This window comes from Corallococcus sp. EGB (assembly GCF_019968905.1).
GTDB lineage: Bacteria > Myxococcota > Myxococcia > Myxococcales > Myxococcaceae > Corallococcus.
This window is the reverse complement of record NZ_CP079946.1, coordinates 9,400,939-9,417,579: the sequence shown is the minus strand read 5'-3', so window position 1 is coordinate 9,417,579 and position 16,641 is coordinate 9,400,939. Positions and strand designations below refer to the sequence as shown.

The 16,641-nt window shown below is 69.7% G+C and carries 12 protein-coding genes; 10 read left to right on the top strand and 2 right to left on the bottom strand.

Annotated elements, in window-relative coordinates; genetic code table 11:
- Positions 1-171 precede the first annotated feature (171 nt).
- The 6 genes from KYK13_RS38680 (at position 172) to rsmG (ending at position 7,933) form a co-directional block, all read left to right on the top strand.
- Positions 172-2,985, top strand: a complete 2,814-nt coding sequence (locus KYK13_RS38680) for a pitrilysin family protein (protein WP_223640569.1) — start codon at positions 172-174, stop codon at positions 2,983-2,985.
- 42 nt (positions 2,986-3,027) lie between these two features.
- Positions 3,028-3,489 carry a macro domain-containing protein gene (locus tag KYK13_RS38675; protein WP_223640567.1) on the top strand — a complete coding sequence of 154 codons (462 nt, stop codon included), beginning with the start codon at positions 3,028-3,030 and terminating at the stop codon, positions 3,487-3,489.
- 36 nt (positions 3,490-3,525) lie between these two features.
- Positions 3,526-4,203: a glutathione S-transferase family protein gene (locus tag KYK13_RS38670; RefSeq protein ID WP_223640565.1), complete on the top strand. Its 678-nt coding sequence runs from the start codon at positions 3,526-3,528 to the stop codon at positions 4,201-4,203.
- Positions 4,204-4,328: 125 nt separating this feature from the next.
- Positions 4,329-4,886, top strand: a complete 558-nt coding sequence (locus KYK13_RS38665) for a hypothetical protein (RefSeq protein WP_223640563.1) — start codon at positions 4,329-4,331, stop codon at positions 4,884-4,886.
- Between the two features lie 475 nt (positions 4,887-5,361).
- A complete protein-coding gene (gene mnmG, locus KYK13_RS38660) occupies positions 5,362-7,203 on the top strand; it encodes a tRNA uridine-5-carboxymethylaminomethyl(34) synthesis enzyme MnmG (RefSeq protein ID WP_223640560.1) in 1,842 nt (613 codons plus the stop codon).
- Between the two features lie 76 nt (positions 7,204-7,279).
- Positions 7,280-7,933, top strand: coding sequence for a 16S rRNA (guanine(527)-N(7))-methyltransferase RsmG (gene rsmG, locus KYK13_RS38655; RefSeq protein ID WP_370645255.1), 654 nt, complete (start codon positions 7,280-7,282; stop codon positions 7,931-7,933).
- 28 nt (positions 7,934-7,961) lie between these two features.
- Here rsmG and KYK13_RS38650 read toward each other — a convergent pair whose 3' ends face one another.
- Both KYK13_RS38650 and KYK13_RS38645 read right to left on the bottom strand, forming a co-directional pair.
- The gene (locus KYK13_RS38650) at positions 7,962-9,104 is read right to left on the bottom strand and encodes an NAD(P)/FAD-dependent oxidoreductase (RefSeq protein WP_223640554.1); all 1,143 of its coding nucleotides are present in this window, start codon (positions 9,102-9,104) and stop codon (positions 7,962-7,964) included.
- Between the two features lie 429 nt (positions 9,105-9,533).
- Positions 9,534-10,487, bottom strand: coding sequence for an oxidoreductase (locus KYK13_RS38645; RefSeq protein ID WP_223640552.1), 954 nt, complete (start codon positions 10,485-10,487; stop codon positions 9,534-9,536).
- A gap of 99 nt (positions 10,488-10,586) precedes the next feature.
- On the opposite strand from KYK13_RS38645, the gene KYK13_RS38640 reads away from it, so the two are divergent.
- The 4 genes from KYK13_RS38640 (at position 10,587) to KYK13_RS38625 (ending at position 16,639) form a co-directional block, all read left to right on the top strand.
- Positions 10,587-10,979: a VOC family protein gene (locus tag KYK13_RS38640; protein WP_223640549.1), complete on the top strand. Its 393-nt coding sequence runs from the start codon at positions 10,587-10,589 to the stop codon at positions 10,977-10,979.
- A gap of 3,396 nt (positions 10,980-14,375) precedes the next feature.
- Positions 14,376-15,167 carry a ParA family protein gene (locus KYK13_RS38635; protein ID WP_223640546.1) on the top strand — a complete coding sequence of 264 codons (792 nt, stop codon included), beginning with the start codon at positions 14,376-14,378 and terminating at the stop codon, positions 15,165-15,167.
- A 116-nt stretch (positions 15,168-15,283) separates the two neighbouring features.
- On the top strand, positions 15,284-16,192 hold the full coding sequence (locus KYK13_RS38630; protein WP_223640543.1) for a ParB/RepB/Spo0J family partition protein: 909 nt from the start codon (positions 15,284-15,286) through the stop codon (positions 16,190-16,192).
- Positions 16,193-16,195: 3 nt separating this feature from the next.
- Entirely contained in the window at positions 16,196-16,639 is a 444-nt protein-coding gene (locus KYK13_RS38625; protein ID WP_223640540.1) for a polymer-forming cytoskeletal protein, read from the top strand.
- The last annotated feature ends 2 nt before the right edge of the window (positions 16,640-16,641 follow it).

Below are 16,641 nucleotides of genomic sequence, written 5' to 3'. Positions count from 1 at the left end.
GCCAGGATACATGACAACCCGTGAGGTTGGAAATGCGGCGCAGGACCTGGAAAGGTCCACGGGTGTCCCGGTGTGGACGCCCGGCAGGGGGGCTTCGGGTTTCTTGGGATGGTAGGACCCCGTGGAGCGGTTAGAAGTCCCGTGCCCACTCCTTTGTCCCCCGAGGACCGCATGACGCGTCGTACCCCGCTCGCCCTGCTGGCCGCCTTGCTCGTGGTGGCTTCGCCCGCGTGGGCCCTGGCCCCGGCTCCCCTCCCGAAGCCCGCCGCCACCGCCCGCGCTGCCGCGAAGACGGCCGCCGTGGCCCCGGTCGCGAGCGTGGAGGGCATCACCGAATACCGCCTGCCCAATGGGCTGCGCGTCCTGCTCTTCCCGGACCCCACCAAGGCCACCGTCACCGTCAACGTCACCTACCTCGTGGGCAGCAAGCACGAGGGCTACGGCGAGACGGGCATGGCCCACCTGCTCGAACACCTGATGTTCAAGGGCACGCCCACCACCCCCAACGTGCCCCAGGCCCTCACCGAGCGCGGCGCGCGTCCCAACGGCACCACCTGGTTGGATCGCACCAACTACTTCGAGACCCTGCCCGCGTCGGACGACAACCTGTCCTGGGCGCTGTCCTTCGAGGCGGACCGCATGGTCCACAGCTTCATCGCCCAGAAGGACCTGGACAGCGAGATGACCGTGGTCCGCAACGAGTTCGAGTCCGGCGAGAACGACCCGCGCGGCATCCTCTTCAAGCGCACCATGAGCGCCGCGTACCTCTGGCACAACTACGGCAAGGCCACCATCGGGGCGAAGGCGGACCTGGAGCACGTGCCCATCGACCGGCTCCAGGCCTTCTACCGGCGCTACTACCGCCCCGACAACGCGATGCTCGTCATCGCCGGCCGCTTCCAGCCGGAGAAGGCCCTGGCGCTCGTGCAGTCCACCTTCGGCAAGCTCCAGAAGCCCTCGGAGCCCGTGCCCCTCACGTACACCCAGGAGCCCACCCAGGATGGTGAGCGCGAGGTGACGCTGCGCCGCGTGGGCGACAACCAGTGGATCACCAGCGTCTACCACGTGCCCGAGGGCGCCCACCCGGACTTCGCCGCCATCGACGTGCTCACCCAGGTGCTGGGCGACGTGCCGTCCGGCCGCCTCTACAAGGCGCTCGTGGAGACGAAGAAGGCCTCGCGCGCCGGCGCCTTCAACTACCAGCTGCGAGACCCGGGCGTCATCGGCTTCAGCGCGGAGGCCCGCCAGGATCAGCCCCTGGGCCCCGTGCGCGAGGCGCTGAACAAGACCGTGGAGGAGGCCTCGCGCACGCCCTTCACCGACGAAGAGGTGAACCGCGCGAAGACGAGCCTGGCGAAGCAGACGGAGCTGTTGCTCAACAACTCCGAGCGCGCCGCCATCCTCCTGTCCGAGTGGGCCGCCGTGGGCGACTGGCGCCTGCTCTTCCTGCACCGCGACCGCATCGAGGCCGTCACGCCCGCGGACGTCACCCGCGTGGCCGCCGCGTACCTCAAGAGCTCCAACCGCACCCTGGGCACCTTCGTGCCCACGCCCAAGCCGGACCGCGCGGAGCTGCCGCCCCCGATGGACGTGGCGAAGATGGTGGACGGCTACCAGGGCAAGGCCTCCGTCGCGCAGGGCGAGGCCTTCGACCCCTCCCCCGCCAACATCGAGTCGCGCGTGCAGCGCGGCGAGCTCCCCAACGGCGTGAAGTACGCGCTGCTGCCCAAGAAGACGCGCGGGGAGATGGTCAACCTGTCGCTGGACCTGCGCTGGGGCACCGCGGAGGCCGTGAGCGGCAAGCTGCCCGCGGCCTCCTTCGCCGGCGGCATGCTGATGCGCGGCACCACGAAGCACACCCGCCAGCAGTTGATGGACGCGTTCGACAAGCTCAAGGCCCGCGTGGGCGTGGACGGCGGCGCGCTGGGCGCCAGCATCTCCATCGAGTGCCCTCGCGCGAGCCTCCCGGAGGTCCTCAATCTGGTGACGGAGGTCCTGCGCGAGCCCGCCTTCGACGCGAAGGAGTTCGCGCTCCTCAAGCAGGAGCGGCTGGCCTCCATCGAGTCGCAGCGCAGCGAGCCGCAGCCCCAGGCCAGCATCGCGTTCTGGCGCGTGCTCAGCTCGCAGTACCCCAAGGGCCACCCGTACTACGTGCCCACGCTGGAGGAGCGCCTGGCGGACGCGAAGGCCGTCACGCTGGAGCAGGCGCGCGACTTCCACCGCCAGTTCTACGGCGCGTCGCGCGGCGAGCTCGCGGTGGTGGGTGACTTCGACGCGAAGGAGACTCCGTCGCTCGTGGGCAGCCTGCTCGACGGCTGGAAGAGCCCGGCCCCCTACGCGCGCGTGCCCCGCACGTACCAGGCCGTGGCCCCGAAGTCCGTGGTGCTGGAGACGCCGGACAAGGCGAACGCGTACTTCCTCGCGGGACAGCTGCTCCAGATTCGCGACGACGACGCGGACTGGCCCGGCATGCTGATGGGCAACTTCATGCTGGGCGGCGGCTTCCTCAACTCGCGGCTGGCCACGCGCGTGCGTCAGCAGGACGGCCTGTCCTATGGCGTGGGCAGCAGCCTGTCCGCCCAGGAGCTGGACACGGTGGGCTGGTTCCTCACCTACGCCATCTATGCGCCGCAGAACGCGCAGAAGCTGGAGGCCGCCATGCGCGAGGAGATCACCCGCGCCGTGCAGAAGGGCTTCACGCAGCAGGAGCTGGACAAGGCGCGCGCGGGCTTCCTGGAGTACCGCCAGTCCGCCCGTGCGCAGGACGGCACCCTGGCGAATCAGCTGGCGGACGGCCTGTACCTGGGGCGCACGCTCGCGTTCGACGCGGCCGTGGAGGCGAAGCTCCAGAAGCTGACCGCCGAGGACGTGCGCAAGGCCCTGGCCAACCACCTGGACTTCAGCAAGGCCACCCTGGTGCGCGCCGGTGACTTCGCGGGCGCGTCCAAGCAGCAGGCGCCGGCCAAGGCGAACGTGACGCCGTAAGGCCGTGTCTGTCATTGGGCATGGGCGCTAGAGTGCGCGCCCATGCCCGTGCAACTGGTGGAAGGCGACCTGCTGGAGCAGCCGGTGGACGCCGTCGTCAATGCGTGGAACCGGAACATCATCCCCTGGTGGCTGCTGCTGCCCCAGGGGGTGTCCGGGGCCATCAAGCGCCGGGGCGGCACGGCGCCGTTCCGGGAGCTGGCGCGCGCGGGGCCCATGCCCCTGGGGTCAGCGGTGGTGACCGGTCCGGGGAACCTGCCCTTCAAGGCCATCATCCACGTGGCCGGCATCAACATGCTCTGGCGCGCGTCCGAGCGGTCCATCCAGGACTCGGTGCGAAACGCGCTGGCGCGGGCGGGTGAGCATGGCTTGCGCTCCGTGGCCTTCCCCCTCATCGGCGCGGGCTCCGGCAGCTTCAACGAGGACCGCGCGCTGGAGCTGATGCGCGAGGTCCTGGGGGACGCCCCTGCTTTCGACGTGCGAGTGGTGCGCTTCCGCCGTTAGACGGAGGCGCGTCTCTTCACACGAAGCGAGGGTGACATGATCGACCTGTACACGTGGGGCACGCCGAACGGCTTCAAGGTCTCCGTGGCGCTGGAGGAGCTGGCGCTGCCGTACACCGTGCATGCGCTGGACATCTCCACCGGCGTGCAGAAGCAGCCCGCGTTCCTGGCCATCAATCCCAATGGCCGCATCCCCGCCATCGTGGACCGCGCGGAGGGCGACTTCGCCGTCTTCGAGTCCGGCGCCATCCTCATCTACCTGGCGGAGAAGACGGGCCGGCTGATGCCCACGGATGCGAAGGGCCGCTCGCGCGTCATCCAGTGGCTGATGTTCCAGATGGGCGGCGTGGGCCCCATGCAGGGGCAGGCCAACGTCTTCTTCCGCTACTTCCCGGAGAAGATCCAACCCGCCATCGACCGGTACCAGAACGAGACGCGCCGCCTCTACACGGTGCTGGAGAGCCGCCTGAAGGACCACGAGTACCTGGCCGGCGACTACAGCATCGCGGACATCGCGAACTGGGCCTGGGTGCGCTCGCACGACTGGGCCGGGGTGTCCCTGGACGGACTGCCGGGCGTGCAGCGGTGGCTGGCCTCCATCGAGAACCGGCCCGCCGCGCAGCGCGGACTGGACGTGCCCACGCCGCGCAAGCAGGAGGACGCGCGGACGGAGGCGCAGCGCATCGAGGGCGCGCGAAGCCTCATCCAGCGCTGAAGCCCCCTCCCCCGCCCCCGCATGGACCCGGACATCCTCGCCGGGCGTGCACATGATGGGGGCCGTTCATGGCTCCCCAGGCCGGGCCGCGCGGGCCCGCTTCGGGAGCACAGGGAGTGGATGACATGGAAGCGGTGCGGAGCCTGGGCCGGTGGGCCGGACTGTGTCTGGCATTGGGACTGTGGGGCGCGTGCACGCCGGGCGGCGGCGGCACCGTGCGCGCGTCGCGGGACAACGTGGCGCTGGATGGCTGCGCGCCGGCCACGTGCTCGCAGGCGATGGTGGCTTGTGGGCGGACGCCGGACGGGTGCGGCGGCTTCATCGACTGCGGCGACTGTCAGGCCGGAACATGCACCAGGGGGCGCTGCATGGCGCCGCCCGTGCCCGCGGAGCCGAAGAAGGATGGCTCGGGTCCCCTGAGCACCTGCACCCCCGGGTGCAGACCCAACGAGTCCTGCGTGGACAGCCGCTGCGTCTGCCAGCGCGCGACGTGCGCCACGCTGGGGCTGAAGTGCGGCACCGCGGACGACGGCTGCGGCGGCGTGGTGCAGTGCGGTGCGTGCGTGCCGGCGTGCCAGCCGGACGAGATGGAGTGCTGCGGCGCGTGCATCCCGAAGTCCGACGGACGCTGCCCGGAGAACGTGCACTGCCCTTCCCGGTCCAACCCCCCGGCCACCCGCTGACGCCGCGCGGTTCCGGGCCCCCGCGGTGAAGGGGCCTGGAGCCCGGAATGTCAGACCCCCTCGCTATACCCTTCCCCGTCGCGCACACGGGAGGTCCGCCGGCCTCGCTGGTTCGAGTCCGAAATCCCCATGCGCCCTCACCGCACGGGCAGGTCGGCTCCCGTGTGTGCGACGCCATGTGAAGGCACGAGACCGGGGGACTCGTGCGGGCAGGTCCCATGGATGCCATCGCCGTCGAAGGGCCAGAGACGCCACCGGTGTGTCAGGCGCGCCCGTGACGGATCCACGATGACTGGTGCGCGCGAGGCGGGCGGCGTTGTTACCCCTCCCACTGCCCGCCTCGCGCGCTCCCAAACTCGTGGGCATGTCTGTGTTTGGGGCACCACCCCGGCGGGTGAGGCACCGGCCGGGGGAACGGCATCCGCGGGCTCCGGCTTGCCACGGACGCGTCCGGGCGTGATACCCCCGGGACGCGATGGAACTCCGATACGACATCGTCGTGGTGGGCCTGGGCCACGCGGGCTGCGAGGCGGCGCTCGCGTGCGCGCGCATGGGCCTGTCCACCCTGGGCGTGACGCTCAAGCGCGAGCGCGCCGCGGTGATGAGCTGCAACCCCGCCGTGGGAGGCACCGCCAAGGGCCACCTGGTGCGTGAGCTGGATGCGCTGGGCGGACAGATGGGCCGCGCGGCGGACCTCGCGGGCACGCACGTCAAGGTGCTCAATCCCTCCAAGGGCCCCGCGGTGCAGGCCACCCGCGTCCTCTGCGACCGCGACGCCTACGCCGCCGGCATGCAGGCCGTGCTCTTCACGCAGCCGAACCTCACCGTGCGCGAGGGCGAAGTGGCGGCCGTGGTCGCGGAAGCGGGGAGGGTGAAGGGCGTGGTGCTGGGGGACGGCACGCAGGTGATGGCCCGCGCGGTGCTCCTCACCACCGGCACCTTCCTGCGCGCGCTCATGCACGTGGGCGAGCAGAAGGAGGTGGGCGGCCGGCTGGGAGATGAAGCCGCGCGAGGCCTGTCGGAGTCGCTGCACGCGCTGGGCTTCACGCTGGGCCGCTTCAAGACGGGCACGCCCGCGCGGCTGTCCCGCGACAGCATCGACTGGGACGCCGTCACGCCGCAGCCCGGAGACGCGGGCGTGCGGCCGTTCTCCTGGCGCACGCGGATGGAAGAAGGCCTGCCGTTCCCTCGTCAGCCCTCGGTGACGTGCGGGCTCACGGCGACGACGGAGGCGACGCATCAGTTGCTGCGCGACAACCTGCACCGCTCGCCGCTGTTCCAGGGGGACATCGTGGGGCGGGGCCCAAGGTACTGCCCGTCGCTGGAGGACAAGGTGGTGCGCTTCGCCGCGCGCGAACGGCACCAGGTGTTCCTCGAACCGGAGGGGCCCACGTCGCCGCTCGTCTATCCGGCGGGCCTGTCCACCAGCATGCCCGCGGACGTGCAGCGGGAGTTCCTGCGCACCATCCCGGGTCTGTCTCGCGTGGAGGTGGTCCGCTACGGCTACGCGGTGGAGTACGACTACGCGCCGCCCACGCAGCTGCACTCCACGCTGGAGACGAAGGCCGTCGCGGGCCTTTTCTTCGCGGGCCAGCTCAACGGCACGTCTGGCTACGAGGAGGCCGCCTTCCAGGGCTTGTGGGCCGGCATCCAGGCGGCGCTCCAGGTGAAGGGAGAACCGCCGCTCGTCGTGGGCCGCGATGAGGCACACGGCGCGGTGCTCGTGGACGACCTGGTGACGAAGGGCGTGGATGAACCGTTCCGCATGTTCACCAGCCGCTCCGAGCACCGGCTCAAGCTGCGCGAGGGCAACGCGGATCTGCGGCTCGCCCGGCACGGGCATCGCGTGGGGCTGTTGCCCAAGGAGGCCCTGGAGCGCGCCGAGGCTCGGGCCCACGCGGTGACGGAGGAGGTCGCGCGGCTCAAGCGCACGGGCCTGGCGATGCGGCTCAAGCGCCCGGAGGTGACGTACGCGCAGCTCGCGCAGGAGCGTGAGGACTTCCCGGCGCTGGCCCCCGACGTCGCGGAGGAGGTGGAGGTGGAGGTGAAGTACGAGGGCTATATCGCCCAGGCCGCCCGGGCCGCGGCGCGCGAGGCGGAGGCCTCCGACCGCTGGCGCATCCCGGACGCGTTCCGCTTCACGGACGTGCGCGGCCTGAGCACGGAGGCCGTGGAGAAGTTGTCCGCGCACCGGCCCGGGACGGTGGGGCAGGCCCGGCGGATTCCGGGCCTGACGCCTGCCGCGGTGTCCCTGCTCCTGGTCGCGCTCAAGCGGGGACAGGAAACGTCAAGTGATCAGGAGCAGGGCTGTGGATAACGTGTGGACATCTCTGGGGATCCATTTCCCCTGAGTGATTCCAAGGACTTGCAGGACCCTTCGGGGTGGAGGTGTTGTGGATAACGCGCGGTTCGCAGATCTGCTGGCCTCGGGATGCAGTGCGTTGGGCGTCTCCGTGGGACCGGACGTGGGGCCCAGGCTCCAGCAGTTGATGGCGGAGCTCTTGAAGTGGAACGCGAAGGTGAACCTCACGGCCATCACCGCGCCGGAGGAGGTGCTGGAGAAGCACTTCCTGGACTCGCTGGCGGTGCTGCCGGAGGTGAAGGGCGCGACGTCGCTGCTGGATTTGGGCGCGGGCGCGGGCTTCCCGGGACTGCCGCTCAAGCTGGAGCTGCCGGACATGGGCGTGACGCTGGTGGACGCGGTGGGCAAGAAGATCGCGTTCATCAAGGCCGCCGCCGCCAGCCTGCGCCTTGTCGGCGTGCGCGGACTTCACGCCCGGGCGGAAGGGAAGCCGGAGGCGGAGGGGATTCCGCGCGCGCAGGTGCTCATCGCGCGCGCGTTCATGGACCTGCCGGACTGGCTGAACCTGGCGCCCGCGTACGTGGAAGAGGGCGGACGCGTGGTGGCGATGCTCGGCAAGGCGCAGACGGACGCGGAGCTCCAGGCGCGCGCGGCCGAGCGCAACCTGCGCGTGGTGTCCGCCCGGGCGTACCGGCTCCCGTTCTCCGGCGCCGAGCGACAGGTCGCGGTGTTCGCGAAGCAGTAGGGGAGGGGAGGGCGCTCGGGCTCCCGTTTCAGTGCGAGCCCGCGGCCGCCAGCTCCCGCGGGATCTCCCGGAAGTGCTCCAGCACGTGCTCGAGCGCGTGCTCGGAGAGGAAGTCCATGCCCTGCATGGAGCCCTCGGCCGCGATGGCGGCGCGCTCGAACATGGCCGCCTCGTAGCCCTTCACGGCCTGGCTCCAGTCGGAGTCCGCGGCGAGCGCGAGCCCCAGCTCCAGTCCATCGAGCATCGCCATGTTCACGCCCTCGCCGCCAAAGGGCGGCATGACGTGGGCCGCGTCCCCGAGCAGCGTCACGCCCGGCCGGTGCGTCCACCGGTGGCCCACCGGCAGCGCGACGATGGGGCGCGCGGCCATCGAGTCGTTGCTCGCGTCGATGAACGTGAGCATCAAGGGCGTCCATCCCGGGAGCATCGCCTTGAGCTGTTCACGGGCGCGGGCAGGGGAGGACGTGTCCACGACCCCTTCCCGGAGCTGCGCCTCGGACACCCGGAACATGAAGTAGGCGCGCACGTGGCCGTCGCTGCTGCGCTGGGCGATGAGGCCCTGGATGCCTCCGACCACGGAGATCTTCCCGCTCGGAAGCAGCCTCGCGACCTCCGGATGCCGCGTGTCCACGTCGTCGATTTGCAGCTCGATGAAGAGCACGCCCGTGAAGAACGGCGTCGCTGGGGACACGAGCGGGCGGACCTTGGACCACGCGCCATCCGCGCCCACCACCAGGTCGAACTCGCCGAGCGAGCCCGTCGGCCCCACGACGCGGTAGCGCCCATCGGGGAGCGGCTCCACGGCGGATACCTTGCTTCCCCAGCGGATCCGTTCCGAAGGGAGGCTGTTCAGGAGGATGGCGCGCAGCTGCGTGCGGTCGATCTCCGGCCGGTCGCCGGCGCTCGCCTCGTTGTGCTGGAAGTGGAGCGTCCCCTGGGAGTCGTAGATGGCATCGCCCTGGTCGTCGTACCGGGCGACGGCGTTGAACTCCGCCTCCAGTCCGGCCTCGCGAAGCGCGCGCAGCCCGGAGTCGCCGTGCAGGTCCAGCGAACCTCCCTGCGGACGGGCGAGCGGGTGCTCATCCAGCTCGAACACCGTCGCCGTGATGCCCCGAGTGGCCAGGACCCGGGCCAACATCAGCCCGCCCGGACCGCCCCCGATGATTCCCACTGTCTTGGTTGTTTTAATAGCCTGCTATGTAAATAAAAATAGCAGACTATGCAAATGGAGCGGAGGCCTTCCGCCTGGACGTCCGGGGTGGTCACGAGCGTCCGCACGCGATGCGTGGAGCTGACGCCGCCGATGCCACACGCGGAGGGTTCGCCTGACGTTCCGCCTCGTGACGGACGCCTCCCGCAGTCCCGGGCGCGTCGAGCTCGCGCGCTTTCTTCGCAGCCGCCGTGAGCGATTGCGTCCGGAGGTGGAGGTGGGGCCCGTCGAGTTCGAGAACGTCACGCTCACGGACTCGGAACCCGATGGGCGGGAGGTTCGCGTGTCGTTCTATGCGCCGCGTCCCGGTCCCGACCCGGAGCGCGCGGGGACGCTGTTCATCCAGCCCGCATCTCCCGGTTCGGACCGCACGTCGCGCGGATCCGCGCGTCACGGATTGAAGCGGACGCCGGTCCACGCCTCGCTCGCGGTCCACAGCCGGTCGGCCCGCTTCGGATCCACGGCCCATTCCTTCACCCCGCGCCGGACGGTGGCGTCGGGAGGCGCGAGCGGCGCGATGTCGACGTTCTCGCAGTACACGCCGCCCTTGCCCGCCAGTTGGGGACTGGTCGCGCACCAGACCGTGGTCGCGGCGCCCTGCTCCGGCGTCTTCAGCGGCTCCAGCTTGTTGGAGTTTTCAATGGAGGCGCGGACCTCCTCCTCGGACATGGACCGGACCAGCTCCGTGAGGATGCCGCCGGGATGGACGGCGAACGCGCGAACGCGGTGGGGCTCGCCGCGCGCATCCAGCCCGACCGCGAAGAGGATGTTCGCGGTCTTCGACTGCCCGTAGGCGACCCACTTGTCGTAGGGGCGCTTCTGGAAGAAGGGGTCCTCGAAGTCGACGTCCGCGAAGAAGTGGCCGCGTGACGACAGGCACACCACGCGCGCGCCGTTTGCCTGCTTCAGCGCGGGCCACAGCCGGGCGGTGAGCTGGAAGTGGCCCAGGTGGTTGGTGGCGAACTGCGATTCGAACCCGCGCGCATCCCGGGTGAGCGGCGCGGCCATGATGCCCGCGTTGTTGCTCAGCAGGTGCAGCGGCCGGCCCGACTCGAGGAAGCGCGAGGCGAACGCATCGATGGATGCCGGGTCGATGAGATCCAGCTGTTCCAGCTCCACGCGCTCCATGCCCGCGAGCGCGGCGCGGGCCTTGTCGGGAGTCCGGGCAGGGACGATGACGGTGGCACCGGCGGCATGGAGCGTGCGGGTGGTCTCCAAGCCGATGCCCGCGTAGCCACCGGTCACGATGGCGACGGTGCCCTCCAGCCGGGTGTTGCCCAGAGCCTCGCGAGCGGTGGTGGTGGCGCCGAAGCCGGAGTTCAGGGGCTGCTGTTTCGTGGTCATGGGCACAAGGTGCAGGCCCACGGTCCGCGCGAAAAGAGCGTCCCTTCATCCTATGACGGGTACCACCTGGATACGGATTCCAGAACGAGAGGGTTACTCATGGACACAGTGAAGCTGCGGGTCGCGAGGCCGGCACGGGACCTGGACGCGGTGGTGCGCTTCTACCGGGACGGGTTGGGTTTCGAGGTGCTCGGGCGGTTCGAGGACCACGCGGGGTTCGACGGCGTGATGCTCGGGCATCCGGGAGCGCCGTACCACCTGGAGTTCACGGTGGAGCGAGGACACGAAGCGCCGCGAGCTCCAACCGAGGACCACCTCCTGGTGTTCTACGTGCCGGACCCGGAAGCCTGGTCCGCGCGGGTCCACCGGATGGAGGCCGCGGGCTTCGCGCCGGTGACCTCGCGCAATCCGTACTGGGACGCGAACGGGAAGACCTTCGAGGATCCGGACGGCTACCGCGTCGTCCTTCAGCAAGCCGCCTGGGCGCACTGACCGAAGCAGGGGAGGGGAACCCCAACTCGCCATGAGCTGGGGTTCCCCGCCTCGCCCGTGTGAAGCAGACACGGAGGCCCGGATGCGCACGTTCCACGTGGAACCCTCTGGGCCGGAAGGACGGGTGCGGGCCCTGGATGTCGCCAGGCCCGAACCACGCGAAGCATTCCGGGGCCGACACGTGAACGCTCGCGTAAGGCTGACCGGGCCCACGCCGACGTTGATGCGCAAGCACTGGCCGGGTCTGCATCCCGCCACACCGGCCCGCCCGATGCGCATGCGCGAAGCCGCGAGGACCGCGCTGTCATCCACGGCCCCGCTGCGTGATGCGCAGCGCTGAAGTCAGATGAAGGCACGGAGGCAGAGGCTGCGCGGTCGGCCGGTGTTCCACGTGGAACACCGGCCCGCGTCCGGTCCGTGCATGAGGGCGCGGGCGAACAAGCGCTGAAGCGGGTGATGCGGCACGCGGTGGTTCGCATGGCGCTTCGGCTTCCTGACCCGGAGCGCTTGATGATGAGCAGGGGAGGGGAGCCGCCGCTCATGCGGCATCGCGTGTTCCACGTGGAGCACGCTCTCGGATGAAGGGCCGCATGAACGGCTGCGCATCGGGCCCTCGACGCCTTCATCCGCGAACCCATGAACGGCGGAGCCGACCGGCCTTCACGCCAGGGCCCACGGTTGGTGGCGAGGGACCATGGTGGATGAAAGAGCCCCCGATGCGGGACGCCCCCTTCCTCAGCCACGGCTTGAGTCACGTGAGCCGGAAGTGGCCCTGGCGCATGAAGCTCACGGGCGCTGAGGCGTGTTCCACGTGGAACGTCCATGGCGCTCATGCGGCTGGGAAGGCAGGTCCGCGACGAGCACCCATGGGGCCGCTGAACGAGCTGATGGAAGCGAAGCCGTGTTCCACGTGGAACGTCCCGGTGGATCCACTGCCTGGAAGCAGGGAGGTCCGCGAACCGCTCATGTGCTGCTTTGACCTGAGCGTGGTTGCGAAGCCAGGCGCGTGTTCCACGTGGAACACGCGCATCGTGGATGCGGCTGGGGAAGGCAGGTCCTCAACGAGCACCCACAAGTTCGTTGAACGAGCTCATGGATGCGGACCTGTGTTCCACGTGGAACGCCCCTGCGGATCCGCTGGCTGGAAGCACCGAAGTCCGCGAGCGGCTCATGCGGCGCCAAGACCTGGGCGTGATAGCGGAGTCGTGGGCGTGTTCCACGTGGAACGTCCGCGCAGGGATGAGCCGCCTGTCCTGGGCCCGGCTGGGATGGGCATCCGCGGGTCTGCGCCGAACGGGCTGATGGAAGGTGAAGGCGTGTTCCACGTGGAACGTCCAGACGGATCCTTTGCCGCGAAGCGCCGGCCACGAGCACGGATGAGGTGCTCCTGAATTGAGTGGGGCGCTGAAGCATGGGCGTGTTCCACGTGGAACGTCCGCGCATGGATGCGGCATCCGAAGTGGGCGCCGGGATGAGCGTCAGGAGGAGTCGCTGAACGGGGCGCATGGATGCGAGCCCATGTTCCACGTGGAACGTCCGCGGATGGATGAGGCACCTGTGCTGAGCCTGACCGCGATGAGCAGCAGGGGAGGGTGGCCCGTGGTGGCCCATGGAAGCGAAGCCGTGTTCCACGTGGAACCTCTTGCGTGGTGACGATGCCGCTATCGGCGCTGCTCCACGCAGTGCTCACCGTTCTCGCGAAGCGCGGTGCTCACGACAGCGTGGGCGTGTTCCACGTGGAACGGCCCACGCTGTGGACTCGGACCTTGCGCCGTTCCTGCTCACGCCAGATGACGGGCCTTCCTTTGTGCCCCGTGCTCACGACAGCGTGGGCGTGTTCCACGTGGAACGGCCTGCGTGGATGGATCCGACCGTCTCCGGGTGAGTGGCTCACCGAAGAAAGGCGCTGACCGTTCCTGGGCGGAGCGGTGCTCGCATGCGCGAGACACCGTTCATGTGGAGCGGCTCATCGTCGATGCGCTGCCTGCGTTGAATGGGGGCAGCGAAAGCGCTGGTCGATCTTCGCGGCGTGGGCTCGCGCAGCCGCGGATGCGGTTCACACGGAGCGGCGCTCCTTCAACGTGAAGCCTGCGTTGGCGTAGCCCCCGTGAAGTGTCGGTCGACCTTTCCCGGCGCGGGTTCGCGCAGCCCGAGCGTCCTCGAGATGGAGCGGCTCACCGCCGATGCGCCGACTGCGTTGGGCATGGTCCGCGTGAAGCGGGGGCCGGCCGCTCCCAACAGGAACCCGCGCCTGCGCGCGGAGCCGCCCATGCGGAACGGCGCACCGGTGATGCGCAGCCTGCGTTGAGCGTGGTCCGCCTGAAGCGTCGGTTGGACTTTCGCGGCGAGGTGCTCGCATGCGCGAGAAGTCACCCATGTGAAGCGCTCGATGCGCTGCTGATGGTCTGCGCGATTCGCGAGAGGCGAGTGGTCCGTCCGTCCGTTCGCATCGCGGCGCTGGTAGTGGACCTCGCATCCGCGAGATGCCGTTCGCGCGGAACGACTCACCTTCAACGGGCCACTCGCTTGGGTGTGGCTCGCGCGGAGTGCCCAGGCTGTCTGTTCGCATCGCGGTGCCAGCACCAGCGGATGGGACCGTGGGCACGACCGTCATGGGCGGGAGGGACGGTGGGGTTCGCGGAGAAGTGCCGGGGCGGTTCTTCGCGGCGCGACCTTCGTCACCGCATGGCGCGTGTTCCACGTGGAACGTCCGGTGGCCCATGGCTGGGACTTCCGCAGCTCATGGTCGCGCCACCGATTCGGGGCACGGCCGTGAACCCGGTGCTTCGTCGCACGTGATGAGCAGGCCCGCGGTTCGTGCCGTGTTCCACCTCACACGCGCGACTTCGGCGCCCGATGCCGGCACCGTGCGGCGAGACCGGGCACCCGATGGCGACGCATGGTGGACGGCCGTTGTCCGCACCAGCCCGTTCCGCACCGCGAACCCCACCACCGGCTCCAAACGCGGATGCCGGACCGACGCCGGGCGCCGTGCCTCACGCGGCTCGCGCATCCGATGAGGTGCTCCCCGCGAACCGCCCGGCGTTCACGTGCTCCCACCTCATGAAGGTGGCGCGGGCCCGCTTCACGAACTTCGCCGCGCGGGACCCCCTGAAAAACCCAACACCCTTCCGCCCCGCACGGAATCACCCGCGCCAGGAGCAGCCAGGCAGGCACGCCCAAGCACCCCCATCCGCGCGAATTCCCACCCTGCACCCCCTGCCCACGGGCCCCCGAGCGAGGGGCCGGGCACGCCTCGCGGCACGGCTTGGATGGGAAATTGATCCGTCCTCGAACCCCGTGCTAGCTGGCTGATCAGGCCCCGATTCGCGCGCACGTCCGCGCGAACTGCGGGCGGGGCTCTGGCGTCAGCCGGGGCGAGAGAGGATGGGCCACGTGGGTCGTATCATCTGCATCTCCAACCAGAAGGGCGGCGTGGGTAAGACCACCACCGCCATCAACCTCGCCGCGAGCCTCGCCTCCGCGGAGCGCCGCACCCTGCTGGTGGACATGGACCCCCAGGGCAACGCCGGCAGCGGTCTGGGCCTCAAGCGCGAGAACCTCAACGGCACCGTCTACGACGCCCTCCTCGGCGGCCGCCCAGCATCCGAGCTCATCCACCCCACCGAGCTGCGCTTCCTCCAGGTCATCCCCGCCACGCCCGACCTCACCGGCGCGGAGGTCGAACTCGTCAACCAGGAGCGCCGTGAGTTCCGCCTGCGCGAAGCCCTGCTGCCGCTCAAGGACAAGTACGACTACATCATCATCGACTGTCCGCCCTCGCTCGGCCTGCTCACGCTCAACGCGCTCGTGACCGCGGACTCCGTCCTCATCCCGCTCCAGTGCGAGTACTACGCGCTCGAGGGCCTCTCCCAGCTCACGCACACCATCGACCTGGTCAAGCAGGGGCTCAACCCCTCGCTGAAGATGGAAGGCATCCTGCTGACCATGTTCGACGCTCGCGCCAACATCGCCCACCAGGTCGTGGACGAGGTGCGCGGCTACTTCAAGGACCAGGTCTTCCAGGCCGTCGTGCCGCGCAACGTGCGCCTGTCCGAGTGCCCGTCCTTCGGCAAGCCGATCATCCTCTATGACATCAAGTCCAAGGGCTGTGAGAGCTACCTGGCCCTGGGCCGCGAGCTGATGCGCCGGGACTCCCCCAAGCCGTCCAAGCGCCGGGTCGCCTGACCGGTCGCCTCCTTAATAGAGAGATGTGAATGGTGGGACCGGGTGCCCGGTTCGCCGTGAACCCGTCAGTCCCACGCGCGCCGGCTCCACGCCGGCGCGGGGAGCTCCCTACCGCCGTGCAGAAGAACGCAGACACCCAGAAGCGCGCCCTCGGCCGGGGCCTCTCCGCCCTCATCCCCCAGGCCGCCCCCGCCGCGCCGGCTCCCGCTGCTCCGCCGCCGAAGCCCGGCGTGCTCAAGCTGGCCATCGAGACCATCCACCGCGACCCGCTCCAGCCCCGCCGCCACTTCGACGAGACCAAGCTCCACGAGCTCACCGAGTCCATCAAGGCGCAGGGCCTGCTCCAGCCCATCCTCGTCCGGAAGAACCCGAACAAGGGCGGCGAGGGCTACCTCATCATCGCGGGCGAGCGCCGCTGGCGCGCCTCCCAGGCCGCGGGCCTCAAGGAAATCCCCGCCATCGTGCGCGAGGTCACGGAGGCCGAGTCCTTCGAGCTCGCCCTGGTGGAGAACCTCCAGCGCGCGGACTTGAACCCCATTGAAGAGGCGGACGGCTACCGGCGCCTGGTGGAGGAGTTCAAGCTCACGCAGGAGCAGGTGGCCCAGAAGGTGGGCAAGGAGCGCTCCACCGTCGCGAACGCGCTGCGCCTGCTGGCGCTGCCGCCGGACGTGAAGGCCATGGTGGCGGACGGGTCGCTGTCCATGGGCCACGCGCGCGCGCTGCTCGGCGTGCCCCGGCTGCCGGAGCTCCAGAGCCTGGCGAAGCAGGTGACGGAGAAGAAGCTGTCCGTGCGCGACACGGAGAAGCTGGTGCAGCAGGGCCGGTCCGCGAAGGGCGGCAAGGACTCCGGGAAGCCGGCGCCCAAGGTCAGCCCGCAGGTGAAGTCGCTCACCGAGGAGCTCCAGCGCCGGTTGGGCACCAAGGTTCGTCTGACGGAGAAAAGCCCGGGAAAAGGCACCCTGGAAGTGGACTTCTTCTCCTACGATGACCTGGACAGGCTGTTGAAGCTTCTGAGGAAGGAGTAGGGCGTGGCGCTCCTTGGCGGGAAGAAGGACGAAGCACCCAGCAAGCCCCTGTTCAAACGGGAGGAGGATTTCGTGTCAACGCGTCCGGGTGAGGTTCACACGCTTCTGGGTAAGGGAAGCGAGTTCGAGGGAAAGCTTTCCTTCGAAGGGCAGGTCCGCATCGACGGCAAGTTCAAGGGGCAGATCATCACCAAGGACGTGCTGGTGATTGGTGACGGTGCCCAGGTGAACGGGGATATCCAGGCCGGTACCGTCATCATCAACGGCACCGTGGAAGGCAACGTGCGCGCCACGCAGCTCATCGAGCTGAAGGCGACGGGCCAGATTCGCGGCGACATCGAGTCGCCGGCGCTGACCATGGAGCGCGGCGCGTCCTTCGACGGCAATTCCAAGATGCGGAGCCAGGGCAAGGGCGGCAATCCGCCTCCGCCCGGAGAGAAGAAGTAACG